12 protein-coding genes are annotated in these 13,288 nt (G+C 60.7%); 10 read left to right on the top strand and 2 right to left on the bottom strand.

Annotation, left to right across the window (positions count from 1 at the left end):
• Positions 1-52 precede the first annotated feature (52 nt).
• The 5 genes from ACP7CJ_RS15475 (at position 53) to ACP7CJ_RS15455 (ending at position 5,610) form a co-directional block, all read left to right on the top strand.
• A complete protein-coding gene (locus ACP7CJ_RS15475; protein WP_426100717.1) occupies positions 53-1,651 on the top strand; it encodes an ABC transporter substrate-binding protein in 1,599 nt (532 codons plus the stop codon).
• A 76-nt stretch (positions 1,652-1,727) separates the two neighbouring features.
• Complete coding sequence (locus tag ACP7CJ_RS15470; RefSeq protein ID WP_247395514.1) at positions 1,728-2,738, top strand: ABC transporter permease subunit; 1,011 nt, start codon at positions 1,728-1,730, stop codon at positions 2,736-2,738.
• Between the two features lie 10 nt (positions 2,739-2,748).
• Positions 2,749-3,660, top strand: a complete 912-nt coding sequence (locus ACP7CJ_RS15465) for an ABC transporter permease subunit (RefSeq protein ID WP_247395517.1) — start codon at positions 2,749-2,751, stop codon at positions 3,658-3,660.
• 10 nt (positions 3,661-3,670) lie between these two features.
• Complete coding sequence (locus ACP7CJ_RS15460) at positions 3,671-4,639, top strand: ABC transporter ATP-binding protein (RefSeq protein WP_102617145.1); 969 nt, start codon at positions 3,671-3,673, stop codon at positions 4,637-4,639.
• The gene (locus ACP7CJ_RS15455) at positions 4,639-5,610 is read left to right on the top strand and encodes a peptide ABC transporter ATP-binding protein (RefSeq protein WP_247395518.1); all 972 of its coding nucleotides are present in this window, start codon (positions 4,639-4,641) and stop codon (positions 5,608-5,610) included. The genes ACP7CJ_RS15460 and ACP7CJ_RS15455 overlap by 1 nt, the downstream gene beginning before the upstream one ends.
• Before the next feature lie 106 nt (positions 5,611-5,716).
• On the opposite strand, the gene ACP7CJ_RS15450 is transcribed toward ACP7CJ_RS15455, so the two are convergent.
• Together ACP7CJ_RS15450 and ACP7CJ_RS15445 are read right to left on the bottom strand one after the other, a co-directional pair.
• Positions 5,717-5,983, bottom strand: coding sequence for a hypothetical protein (locus tag ACP7CJ_RS15450; protein WP_276196498.1), 267 nt, complete (start codon positions 5,981-5,983; stop codon positions 5,717-5,719).
• A 294-nt stretch (positions 5,984-6,277) separates the two neighbouring features.
• Entirely contained in the window at positions 6,278-7,861 is a 1,584-nt protein-coding gene (locus tag ACP7CJ_RS15445) for a peptide chain release factor 3 (protein WP_247395520.1), read from the bottom strand.
• A 328-nt stretch (positions 7,862-8,189) separates the two neighbouring features.
• Between ACP7CJ_RS15445 and ACP7CJ_RS15440 the strand changes: the two genes are divergently transcribed.
• From ACP7CJ_RS15440 to ACP7CJ_RS15420, 5 genes are all read left to right on the top strand, one after another.
• Complete coding sequence (locus tag ACP7CJ_RS15440) at positions 8,190-8,906, top strand: ABC transporter permease (RefSeq protein ID WP_247395521.1); 717 nt, start codon at positions 8,190-8,192, stop codon at positions 8,904-8,906.
• A gap of 20 nt (positions 8,907-8,926) precedes the next feature.
• A complete protein-coding gene (locus ACP7CJ_RS15435; protein WP_247395522.1) occupies positions 8,927-9,820 on the top strand; it encodes a glycine betaine ABC transporter substrate-binding protein in 894 nt (297 codons plus the stop codon).
• A gap of 15 nt (positions 9,821-9,835) precedes the next feature.
• A complete protein-coding gene (locus ACP7CJ_RS15430) occupies positions 9,836-10,489 on the top strand; it encodes an ABC transporter permease (RefSeq protein WP_247395523.1) in 654 nt (217 codons plus the stop codon).
• Complete coding sequence (locus ACP7CJ_RS15425; protein WP_426100719.1) at positions 10,486-11,643, top strand: betaine/proline/choline family ABC transporter ATP-binding protein; 1,158 nt, start codon at positions 10,486-10,488, stop codon at positions 11,641-11,643. The genes ACP7CJ_RS15430 and ACP7CJ_RS15425 overlap by 4 nt, the downstream gene beginning before the upstream one ends.
• 477 nt (positions 11,644-12,120) lie before the next feature.
• A complete protein-coding gene (locus ACP7CJ_RS15420; RefSeq protein ID WP_276196496.1) occupies positions 12,121-13,284 on the top strand; it encodes a type III PLP-dependent enzyme in 1,164 nt (387 codons plus the stop codon).
• Positions 13,285-13,288: the final 4 nt, after the last annotated feature.

Here is a 13,288-nt window from a genome sequence, read left to right as displayed (position 1 = left end):
ACGAGCCCGCCCTCTACGCTTGTCTGGTCCCATCGATTGCAGAGGGCTCCGAATGAACATGCTCCCGTTACAAGCCGCCATTGCCGCTGCGCTGTTGAGCGTGGCGGTTGGCATTTCGGCCAAACCGCTGGTGGTCTGCACCGAAGCCAGTCCGGAAGGTTTCGATCCGGTCCTGTACACCACGGCCGTCACCGCCGACGCCGCCGCCGAAACTATGTTCAACCGCCTGGTGGACTTCAAGCCCGGCACCACCGAAGTGGTCCCCGCGCTGGCCAAAGATCTCCCGCAAATCAGCGCCGACGGCCTGACCTACACCTTCCACCTGCGCGACGACATCAAGTTCCACACCACCGACTACTTCAAACCCACGCGCAACCTGAACGCCGACGACGTGCTTTGGAGCTTCCAGCGCCAGCTGGACCCGAAACACCCGTGGCACACCAAGTCCAACGTGGGCTACCCGTACTTTGAAAGCATGGGCTTCAAGGAACTGCTCAAGAGCGTCGAGAAGACCGACGATCACACTGTCGTCTTTACCCTGACGCGCCGTGAAGCACCGTTCCTGGCCGACCTGGCCATGGCGTTTTCCTCGATTCACTCCGCCGAATACGCCGACCAGTTGCTCAAGTCCGGCAAGACCGATGACCTCAACGCCAAGCCGATCGGCACCGGCCCGTTCATCTTCACCCGCTACGCCAAGGACGCCCAGGTGCGCTTCAAGGCCAACCCGGACTACTTCCGCGGCAAGCCACCGGCCGACCCGCTGATCCTGGCGATCACCACCGACAACAACGTGCGCCTGCAGAAGCTCAAGGCCAACGAGTGTCAGGTCGCGCTGTATCCAAAGCCGGATGACATCCCAAGCATCAAGAAAGACCCGAACCTGAAGATCGATGAACTGGCGGCGATGACCACCAGCTACACCGCCCTGAACACCACCCACAAGTACATGAGCGACCCGCGGGTACGTCACGCGATCAACATCGCGTTCGACAAGGCCGGCTATACCAAAGCACTGTTTGGCGAAGGCAACGCCGTCGTGGGCACCGGCCCGTATCCACCAACGCTGCTAGGCTTCAGCGACACACTGAAAAACCCGCCACGCGACCTGGACAAGGCCCGCGCCCTGCTCAAGGAAGCCGGCGTACCGGAAGGCACCGAATTCACCCTGTTCACTCGCGCCAACGGCGGCCCGACCAACCCCAACCCAATGATGGGCGCCCAGCGTATGCAGGCGGATCTGGCCCAGGTTGGCCTGAAGGTCAACATCAAGGTCATGGAATGGGGCGAGATGCTCAAGCGCGCCAAAGCCGGTGAGCACGACATGGTTTCCGCAGGCTGGGTAGGTGATAACGGCGACCCAGATAACTTCCTCACGCCTAACCTGAGTTGCGATGCCGCCAAAAACGGCGAAAACTACGCGCGCTGGTGTAACGAGGCGTTTCAAGCCTTGATCGACAAGGCCCGCGCAATCGAGGAACCGGCAGCACGGGCTGCGCTCTATGAACAGGCACAGGACGTTTTCGGCAAGGATCAACCATGGCTTCCCATGGCTTACCCGAAACTGTTCACCGCCATGCGCAAAAACGTAGAAGGCTTTACCCAAAGCCCTCTAGGTAACAATAACTTCGCCACCACCCAGGTGAAGTAAATAAGAAAAACGCTCGACACCGTCGACGTTGACGGTGCCGAACCTGCCTAACCGGCTGATTGAGGTACACCACAAGATGTTTAGTTTTATTGCCCGCCGATTGGGGTTATTGATCCCCACATTCTTCGGCATCACGTTGCTGACTTTTGCGTTGATTCGCATGATTCCCGGCGACCCCGTCGAAGTCATGATGGGCGAGCGCCGCGTCGACCCCGAGATGCACGCACAGGCAATGGAACGCCTTGGCCTTAACAAGCCGCTGTATGCGCAATACCTGGACTATGTCGGCAAGCTCGCCCAAGGCGACCTTGGCGAGTCCCTGCGCACGCGCACCAGCGTGTGGACCGAGTTCACCGCACTCTTCCCGGCGACCCTGGAACTGTCCATGGCCGCCCTGTTGTTCGCCGGTATCCTGGGCCTGTTGGCGGGGGTGATCGCGGCCTTGAAGCGAGGATCGCTGTTCGACCACGGGGTGATGGGCATCTCCCTCGCGGGCTATTCGATGCCGATCTTCTGGTGGGGCCTGATCCTGATCATGTTCTTCTCGGTGAGCCTGGGCTGGACCCCGGTTTCCGGGCGTATCGACCTGCTCTACGACATCGAGCCACGCACCGGTTTCATGCTGATCGACACCCTGCTGGCCAACGAGCCGGATGCGTTCTGGGACGCCCTGCACCACCTGATCCTGCCGGCTATCGTGCTCGGCACCATCCCGCTGGCGGTGATTGCGCGGATGACCCGCTCGTCGATGCTCGAAGTACTGCGCGAAGACTACATCCGCACCGCCAAGGCCAAAGGCCTGTCGCCGGCGCGCGTCGTCTTCGTCCACGGCCTGCGTAACGCGCTGATCCCGGTCCTCACCGTGGTCGGCCTGCAAGTCGGCACCTTGCTGGCCGGTGCGGTATTGACCGAAACCATCTTCTCGTGGCCCGGCATCGGCAAATGGCTGATCGAAGCCATTGGCGCGCGGGACTACCCGGTGGTGCAAAACGGCATTCTGCTGATCGCCTGCCTGGTGATCGTGGTGAACTTCGTGGTGGATATCCTCTACGGCTTCGCCAACCCACGCATCCGTCACCAGCGCTGAGATCATGACCATGACCACACCCACTCCAGTGTCAGCAGTCGATCAAAGCCTGCTGTACCCGTCCCCGTACAAAGAATTCTGGCAAGCCTTCTCCCAAAACAAAGGCGCAGTCGCCGGCCTGCTGTTTATGCTGCTGATCGTGTTCTGCGCGCTCTTCGCCCCCTGGGTGGCGCCGCACAACCCCAGCGAGCAATACCGTGACTTCCTGCTGACCCCGCCGTCGTGGCTGGAAGGTGGGCAGATCCAGTTCCTGCTCGGCACCGACGAACTCGGCCGTGACTTGCTCTCGCGCCTGATCCAGGGCTCGCGCCTGTCGCTGCTGATCGGCTTGTCGTCGGTGGTGATGTCGCTGATTCCGGGCATCCTGCTCGGGCTGTTCGCCGGGTTCTTCCCGCGCCTGCTCGGCCCGACCATCATGCGCCTGATGGACATCATGCTGGCCCTGCCGTCGCTGCTGCTGGCCGTTGCCATTGTCGCGATCCTCGGCCCTGGCCTGATCAACACCGTGATCGCCATCGCCATCGTGTCGCTGCCGTCCTACGTGCGTTTGACCCGCGCTGCGGTGATGGGCGAACTGAACCGCGACTACGTGACCGCCGCCCGCCTGGCCGGTGCCGGCCTGCCACGCCTGATGTTCATCACCGTGCTGCCCAACTGCATGGCACCGCTGATCGTGCAGGCGACCCTGAGTTTCTCTTCGGCGATTCTCGATGCCGCAGCCCTCGGCTTCCTCGGCTTGGGCGTGCAACCGCCAACGCCGGAGTGGGGCACCATGCTGGCTTCGGCCCGTGACTACATCGAACGCGCCTGGTGGGTCGTGAGCCTGCCGGGTCTGACCATTTTGCTCAGCGTGCTGGCAATCAACTTGATGGGCGACGGCCTGCGCGATGCGCTGGACCCGAAACTCAAGAACGCCGCCTGAGGAGCTTCCCATGTCACTGTTAGAAATCAAGAATCTCAACGTGCGCTTCGGCGACAAGACCGCCGTACCGGTGGTCGATGGCCTCGACATTAGCGTCGACAAAGGCGAAGTGCTGGCGATCGTGGGCGAGTCGGGCTCGGGTAAATCCGTGACCATGATGGCGCTGATGGGCCTGATCGAGCACCCCGGCATCGTCACCGCCGACGCCCTGAACTTCGACGGCAAAGACATGCTCAAGCTGAGCAACCGCCAGCGTCGGCAAATCGTCGGCAAAGACCTGGCGATGGTGTTCCAGGACCCGATGACCGCACTGAACCCCAGCTACACCGTGGGCTTCCAAATCGAAGAAGTGCTGCGCCTGCACCTGAAGATGTCCAGCAAGCAAGCGCGCAAGCGCGCCATCGAACTGCTGGAAAAAGTCGAGATCCCTGGCGCTGCCAGCCGGATGGACGCCTACCCGCACCAATTGTCCGGCGGTATGAGCCAGCGTGTGGCCATCGCGATGGCGATTGCCGGCGAACCGAAGTTGCTGATCGCCGACGAACCGACCACCGCGCTAGACGTGACCATCCAGGCGCAGATCATGGACCTGCTGCTGGCCCTGCAAAAAGAGCAGAACATGGGCCTGGTGCTGATCACCCACGACCTCGCGGTCGTGGCAGAAACCGCCCAGCGCGTGTGCGTGATGTACGCCGGCCAAGCGGTGGAAGTCGGCCAGGTGCCGCAACTGTTCGATATTCCGGCGCATCCCTACAGCGAAGCGCTGCTCAAGGCGATCCCGGAGCACAGCCTCGGTGCCGCGCGCCTGGCCACGCTGCCCGGCATCGTGCCCGGCCGTTATGACCGCCCGCAAGGTTGCCTGTTGTCGCCGCGTTGCCCCTACGTGCAGGACAGCTGCCGCCAGACCCGTCCGGGCCTGGACCCTAAATCGAACAGCCTTGCACGCTGCTTCTACCCCTTGAACCAGGAGGTGGCGTAATGGCCGTCGTTCTTACCGCCCGCGACCTGACCCGTCACTACGAAGTGTCCCGTGGCCTGTTCAAGGGCCACGCCACCGTGCGCGCCCTCAACGGCGTGTCCTTTGAGCTGGAAGCCGGCAAGACGCTCGCGGTGGTAGGCGAGTCGGGTTGCGGCAAATCCACCCTGGCCCGTGCGCTGACGCTGATTGAAGAACCGTCTTCAGGCTCGTTGAAAATCGCCGGCCAGGAAGTCACCGGCGCCAACAAAGCGCAGCGCAAGCAATTGCGCAAAGACGTGCAGATGGTATTCCAGAGCCCGTATGCCTCGCTGAACCCACGGCAGAAAGTCGGCGATCAACTCGGCGAACCGTTGCTGATCAACACCAACCTGTCCGCCGCCGAGCGCCGCGAAAAGGTCCAGGCGATGATGAAGCAGGTGGGCCTGCGCCCTGAGCATTATCAGCGCTACCCGCACATGTTCTCCGGTGGCCAGCGCCAGCGGATCGCATTGGCCCGCGCCATGATGCTGCAACCCAAAGTGCTGGTGGCGGATGAACCGACCTCGGCGCTGGACGTGTCGATCCAGGCCCAGGTGCTTAACCTGTTCATGGATTTGCAGCAGGAATTCAACACCGCCTACGTGTTCATTTCCCACAACCTCGCGGTGGTGCAACACGTTGCCGACGACGTGATGGTGATGTACCTCGGCCGCCCAGTGGAAGTCGGCCCCAAGGACGATATCTACGCCCGCCCCTTGCACCCGTACACCCAGGCACTGCTGTCGGCGACCCCGACCATTCACCCGGACCCGAACAAGCCGAAGATCAAGATCGTCGGCGAGTTGCCCAACCCGCTGAACCCACCGTCGGGTTGCGCCTTTCACAAACGCTGCCCGTATGCGACCGAGCGTTGCAGCAGCGAGGAGCCGCAGTTGCGGCCGTTGGATAACCGCCAGGTGGCTTGCCACTATGCGGAGCAGTTCGTCGCCTGAAATGAGCACCGCGCTCCCGTGTGGGGAGCGCGGTGACACAGCGTTCTACAGCCCTTCCCGTCAGATTGCGCATCAGCCTGGTGGGAGGGGCTTTTTTTCGCCGGATCTACGTTTGGCTATCGCCTTCATCATCCGAGCTGTCATCGCCCGGCTCGTCGGTGGTGGAGTCGTCATCGCCCTTGCTGCCACCCTGATCCTCATCGCCAGCCTCCGATTCGGACTTGGCCAACTGCAGGACCTTGCCCTCCCCACTCTGAACCGCAAACACCGCCGCCCCGCTCTGTACGGGGTTATGTGCCCAGGCCGTCGACATTCCCAATGACAACAGCACCAGCACCTTTAGCAACAGCACGACGCGTTGAACAATACTCATGGTCGATCCCCTCCAGTCAGTAGGTGAGTCCCGCACGACGGCTGTTTAGTACCGCCAGCGTTGACGCTAGTCCCAATGCCGGGTTCTCGCCAATCCCATACCGGGGGAGATCAAAAAATGTGGGAGGGAGCTTGCTCCCGATAGCGGTGGATCAGCCAGCACAGAGAGTGGCTGATCCACCGCTATCGGGAGCAAGTCGAATCGTCGCACCGCCCCTCCCACAGGTTGTTTTGTCGCGCCCATGAAAAAGGGCGAAGCCATGACAGCTTCGCCCTCTTGTCCACCGCTCAGACCTTAATGGTGCTCGCGGGTCGCGCGGAATTTCACATCCGGCCAGCGCTCTTCCATCAGCGCCAAATTGACCCGGGTCGGGGCCAGGTAGGTCAGGTGACCGCCGCCGTCGATCGCAAGGTTTTCCACGGCTTTGTTGGAGAACTCTTCCAACTTCTTCTTATCGCTGCAATCGATCCAACGCGCCGAATACACGGTGATTGGCTCGTAGGAGCATTCGACCTTGTATTCCTCTTTCAAGCGGCTGGCGACCACATCGAACTGCAGCACACCGACGGCGCCGAGGATGATGTCGTTGCTGCGCTCGGGGAAGAACACCTGGGTCGCGCCCTCCTCCGCCAGTTGCTGCAAACCTTGGCGCAGTTGCTTGGATTTCAGCGGGTCGCGCAGGCGCACGCGGCGGAACAGTTCCGGGGCGAAGTGCGGGATACCGGTGAAGCCCAGCGTTTCGCCTTCGGTGAAGGTGTCGCCAATCTGGATGGTGCCGTGGTTGTGCAGGCCGATGATGTCGCCGGCGTAGGCTTCTTCGAGCTGTTCACGCTCCGAGGAGAAGAACGTCAGGGCGTCGCCGATGCGCACGTCCTTGCCGATGCGCACGTGGCGCATCTTCATGCCTTTTTCGTATCTGCCGGAGCAGATGCGCATAAAGGCGATACGGTCGCGGTGTTTGGGGTCCATGTTCGCCTGGATCTTGAACACGAAGCCGGCGAATTTCTCTTCCACCGGCTCCACGGTACGCTCGTTGGCGACCCGGGCCAGCGGGCGCGGGGCCCAGTCCACCACGGCGTCGAGCACGTGGTCGACACCGAAGTTGCCCAACGCGGTACCGAAGAACACCGGGGTCAGTTGGCCGTCGAGGAATTCCTGCTGGTTGAATTCGTGGCAGGCGCCCTGCACCAGTTCCAACTGGTCGACAAAACGGTCGTACTCATCGCCCAGGTGGGCGCGGGCTTCGTCGGAGTCGAGCTTTTCGATGATTTTCACATCGGTGCGTTCGTGACCGTGGCCGGCGGTGTAGACAATGATGTAGTCGTCGGCCAGGTGGTACACCCCCTTGAAGTCGCGGTAGCAACCGATCGGCCAAGTGATCGGCGCGGCCTTGATCTTCAGGACGGCTTCGATTTCATCCAACAACTCGATCGGGTCGCGGATGTCGCGGTCGAGTTTGTTGATAAAGCTGACGATCGGCGTGTCGCGCAGACGGCAAACGTCCATCAGCGCAATGGTACGTGGCTCGACGCCCTTACCGCCGTCGAGGACCATCAAGGCCGAGTCCACCGCGGTCAGGGTGCGGTAGGTGTCTTCGGAGAAGTCTTCGTGGCCCGGGGTGTCGAGCAGGTTGATCATGTGATCGCGATATGGGAACTGCATGACCGACGTGGTAATGGAAATACCCCGTTGTTTTTCCATTTCCATCCAGTCGGAGGTGGCATGGCGGTCGGATTTGCGGGATTTCACCGTGCCGGCCACTGCGATTGCCTTGCCCATCAGCAGGAGCTTCTCGGTGATGGTGGTTTTACCGGCATCGGGGTGGGAAATAATGGCGAAAGTGCGGCGTTTCGCGACTTCGGCGGCCTGGTGGGTCATGGGAAATCGCCTGGCAGGTGAGTCAAAAAAGGGCGGCGAGTATAGCGCAAACCCAGGGTGCCGGACCACCGTTCACCCGGTTGGGGGTGGCTAAATACTGCCAAGTATGGAACCTTTTAAAAGGTAGAGACGTCCACTCCCCTGCTACCGCACTCGGAACAGGGGCTGAAAAATCAGCAAGTTAGCCTGACGAGGCTGCGCTCATAGCTCGACCTCACGCCGTCTTACCGGCATTGGCGAGCTGCTTTTCGCGTCCACATCCGTTGACAGCCAGAAATGGCATGCCACGAAGAAATGTGTTCGCCGACTGAACAAAAGGAGTCCGCCTGTGGCTATTCGCTATGGCAAAGGGCTGATAGGAGGAGCGGTTGTCGTCGCTCTCCTGGCCCTGCTGATCCACTGGATCGGCATCAACACGATCGAACTGTACCGCGACGATTTGTTGTTTTACCTGCAAGCTCACCTGATTCTCGTCCTAGTCTCCATGCTGGCCGCCCTGATTGTGGGCATCCCCGCCGGTATCCTGCTCAGCCGACCGAACATGGTCGGGCGCGCAGAACGCTTCATGCAAATCTTCAACATCGGCAACACCGTCCCTCCCCTGGCCGTACTGGCCATCGCCCTCGGCGTCCTCGGCATCGGCAGCGGCCCGGCGATCTTCGCGCTGTTCCTCGCCTCCTTGCTGCCCATCGTGCGCAACACCTACGAAGGCCTGAAAAACGTCCAAGGTTCGCTGAAAGAAGCCGCCACCGGCATCGGCATGACCCCGCGCCAGGTGCTGTTTCGCGTCGAGTTGCCGAACGCCGTGCCGATCATCATCGGCGGCGTGCGCGTGGCACTGGCGATCAACGTCGGCACCGCGCCGCTGGCGTTCCTGATCGGTGCCAACAGCCTGGGCAGCCTGATCTTCCCCGGCATCGCCCTGAACAACCATCCGCAACTGCTGCTCGGTGCCGCATGTACCGCGTTGCTGGCATTGCTGCTCGACGGCCTGGTGACCATGGCCAGCCGCCTCTGGCTGGAACGCGGGTTGCGTCCGTCTTAAGGCTTGGCATAGGAACCAACATGAAAAAACTGACATTGATATTGAGCTGCGTCCTGCTGTTCGCAGGTATTGCGCAAGCCGCAGAAAAACCAGTCATCCGCATCGGCGCCCGGGTGTTCACCGAACAGACCTTGCTGGCCGAAATCACTGCCCAGTACCTGCGCACCAAGGGCTATGACACCCGCGTAACCGGCGGCCTGGGCAGCAATCTGGCGCGCAGTGCCCAGGAAAGCGGGCAACTGGATATGCTCTGGGAATACACCGGGGTGTCGCTGGTGAATTACAACCATGTGGACGAGAAACTCAGCAGCGAACAGTCCTACGCACGGGTGAAAGAACTCGATGCAAAAAGAGGTCTTGCCTGGCTGTCGCCGTCTAAATTCAGCAACACCTACGCGTTGGCGCTGCCAGAGAACGTGGCCAAGGAATTTCCGCAGATCAACAGTATCAGCGACCTGACCCAAGCCCTGGCGCAAACAAACAAAGGCACGCGCCTGGTGGCCCTGGACACCGAATTCGCCAACCGTTCCGACGGGATGGACGGCATGGTCAAGCTGTACGACATGAACCTGACCCGCAAAAACACCCGGCAGATGGACGCCGGCCTGGTCTATACCGCGCTGCGTAATGGCCAGGTGTTTGCCGGTTTGGTCTACACCACCGACGGTCGCCTGAGCGCCTTCAAATTGAAGCTGCTCGAAGACGACAAACATTACTTCCCGGACTACACCGCCGCGCCGGTGGTGCGCCAGGCGTACCTCGATGCACACCCACAACTGGCGGCAGACCTCAAGCCGCTGGCCGCACTGTTCGACGATGAAACCATGCGCCAGTTGAACGCGCGGGTCGACGTCGACCATGAAAGCCCGTCCGCCGTGGCCGCAGATTTCCTGCGCCAACATCCGATCAACTAATTAAGAGGAGAAGACATGGAATTTCTGAACGCCTTTTCCCATCTTGATTGGGCACTCGTCCTGCACCTGACCTGGCAGCACATCACCCTGGTCGGCATCGCCGTGATCCTCGCGATTGTCGTCGGCGTGCCCCTCGGCGTGCTGATGACCCGTTTCCCGAGCTTGGCCGGCCCGCTGCAAGCCAGCGCCACCGTGCTGCTGACCGTGCCGTCCATCGCCCTGTTCGGTCTGCTGCTGCCGTTCTACTCCACATTCGGCCAGGGCCTGGGGCCAATGCCGGCGATCACCGCCGTGTTCCTCTACTCCCTGCTGCCGATCATGCGTAACACCTACCTGGCCCTGACCGGCGTGGACCCGGGTATTCGCGAAGCCGCCAAAGGCATCGGCATGACCTTCGGCCAGCGCCTGCGCATGGTCGAACTGCCCATCGCCGTGCCGGTGATCCTCGCCGGGGTGCGCACCGCCGTGGTGATGAACATCGGCGTGATGACCATCGCCGCCACCATCGGTGCCGGCGGCCTGGGTGTACTTATTCTGGCTTCCATCAGCCGCAGCGACATGTCGATGCTGATCGTCGGCGCCGTACTGGTCAGTCTCCTGGCCATCTTCGCCGACCTGCTTCTGCAATGGCTGCAACGCTCGCTGACTCCAAAAGGACTGCTCAAATGATCGAACTTCAACACCTGACCAAGACTTTTCAAAGCAACGGCAAAACTGTCTCCGCCGTGAACGACGTAAGCCTGACCGTCAATGAAGGCGAGATTTGCGTATTCCTGGGGCCCTCGGGCTGCGGCAAGAGCACCACGCTGAAAATGATCAACCGCCTGATCAAGCCCACCTCGGGCAAGATCCTGATCAACGGCGAAGACACCACCGACCTCGACGAAGTGACCCTGCGTCGCAATATCGGCTATGTGATCCAGCAGATCGGCCTGTTCCCGAACATGACCATCGAGGAAAACATCGTGGTGGTGCCCAAGTTGCTGGGCTGGGACAAGCAGAAATGCCACGACCGCGCCCGCGAGTTGATGAGCATGATCAAGCTGGAACCCAAGCAGTACCTGCACCGCTATCCGCGCGAACTGTCCGGTGGCCAGCAACAGCGCATCGGCGTGATCCGTGCGCTGGCGGCGGATGCGCCGTTGCTGCTGATGGATGAGCCGTTCGGCGCAGTCGACCCGATCAACCGCGAAATGATCCAGAACGAATTTTTCGAGATGCAGCGCGCGCTGAACAAGACCGTGATCATGGTCAGCCATGACATCGATGAAGCCATCAAGCTGGGTGACAAGATCGCCATCTTCCGCGCCGGCAAGCTGCTGCAGATCGACCACCCGGACACCCTGCTGGCGCACCCGGTGGACGAGTTCGTCAGCAACTTCGTCGGCCAGGACAGCACCCTCAAGCGTCTGCTGCTGGTAAAAGCCGAAGATGCAGCGGACAACGCGCCGTCGGTCAGCCCGCAAACCCCGGTGGCCGACGCCCTGGAGCTGATGGACGAACTCGACCGCCGCTATGTGGTGGTCACCTGCGCCGAGAACAAGGCGCTGGGTTATGTGCGACGTCGCGACCTGCACCGTCAGACCGGCACTTGCGGTCAATACCTGCTCGAGTTCAACGCCACGGCGGCGTATGACGAGCACTTGCGCATCCTGTTGTCACGCATGTACGAGTTCAACCGCTCGTGGTTGCCGGTGCTGGATGCCGAGCGGGTGTTTTTGGGTGAAGTGACGCAGGAGTCGATTGCCGAGTACTTGAGCTCCGGTAAGTCGCGTGGGGGCAAGACCAGTATCGTTTCGCCTGCCGAGACTGCGCTGGCCTGATCTGACACAACACGCGTAAAACTGTGGGAGGGGGCTTGCCCCCGATGGCGGTGTATCAGTCAATATATTCATGGCTGACACACTGCCATCGGGGGCAAGCCCCCTCCCACATTTGGCCTGTGGTGTGTCAGGGAAATACCCTCAATTATCCGCCTGCGGGGAACATCAATCCGTCACACCTGTCGGTTACATAAGTAGCTGCACGCGGTCCCGCGACGAACGCGTGCAAAAACGCGACATTTTTAGTTGATCTATGGCCCCTCAAGTCCTAAAGTTCGCGCCGAACGTCCATGCTGGAAACGATCCATCCGGCTCAAGTACTGACGACGAGACAGCAAGGCCAAGGGAAGCGGTTATTCCCATGGCCTTTTTGCTTTCGGCGACATGCCTTGGGAAGTAGGCGAACCAAAGTGGGGATACGGAGGACGTTCATTTGCACCCATTGATCAATTTAGTTTGCCCTTAGGAGTTCCCAGCATGTCGATCAACGTCGAAGACTATTTCGCGCGCGCCACTTTTGACAAAATGAAGGCGTTCGCCGACAAGCAAGAAACCCCGTTCGTGGTGATCGACACCGCGATGATCAGCCAGGCCTACGATGACCTGCGCGCCGGTTTCGAATTTGCCAACATCTATTACGCGGTCAAGGCCAACCCGGCCGTCGAGATCATCGACCTGTTGAAAGACAAGGGTTCGAGCTTCGACATCGCCTCGATCTACGAGCTCGACAAAGTGATGGACCGCGGCGTCAGCGCCGACCGTATCAGCTACGGCAACACCATCAAGAAGTCCAAGGACATCCGCTACTTCTATGATAAGGGGGTGCGCCTGTTCTCCACCGACTCCGAAGCCGACCTGCGCAACATTGCCAAGGCCGCTCCGGGCTCGAAAATCTATGTGCGTATCCTCACCGAAGGCTCGACCACGGCTGACTGGCCTTTGTCGCGTAAATTCGGCTGCCAGACCGACATGGCCATGGACCTGCTGATCCTGGCGCGTGACCTGGGCCTGGTGCCGTATGGCCTCTCGTTCCACGTCGGCTCGCAACAGCGCGACATCAGCGTGTGGGACGCGGCGATTGCCAAGGTCAAAGTGATCTTCGAGCGCCTGAAGGAAGAAGACGGCATCCACCTCAAGCTGATCAACATGGGCGGCGGCTTCCCGGCCAACTACATCACCCGCACCAACAGCCTGGAAACCTACGCTGAAGAAATCATCCGTTTCCTCAAGGAGGATTTCGGCGACGACCTGCCGGAAATCATCCTGGAACCGGGCCGTTCGCTGATCGCCAACGCCGGCATCCTGGTCAGTGAAGTGGTACTGGTTGCACGTAAATCGCGTACCGCCGTCGAGCGTTGGGTGTACACGGACGTGGGCAAGTTCTCCGGCCTGATCGAAACCATGGACGAAGCGATCAAGTTCCCGATCTGGACCGAGAAGAAAGGCGAGATGGAAGAAGTGGTGATCGCCGGTCCTACTTGCGACAGCGCCGACATCATGTACGAAAACTACAAGTACGGCCTGCCGCTGAACCTGGCAATCGGTGATCGGATGTACTGGTTGTCGACCGGTGCGTACACCACCAGCTACAGCGCGGTTGAATTCAATGGCTTTCCGCCGTTGAAGTCGTACTACGTGTAAGACG

This window comes from Pseudomonas sp. PSPC3-2, from assembly GCF_049897085.1.
GTDB classification, from domain to species: Bacteria; Pseudomonadota; Gammaproteobacteria; order Pseudomonadales; family Pseudomonadaceae; genus Aquipseudomonas; species Aquipseudomonas paraveronii.
This window is presented reverse-complemented; position numbering and strand designations above follow the sequence as displayed.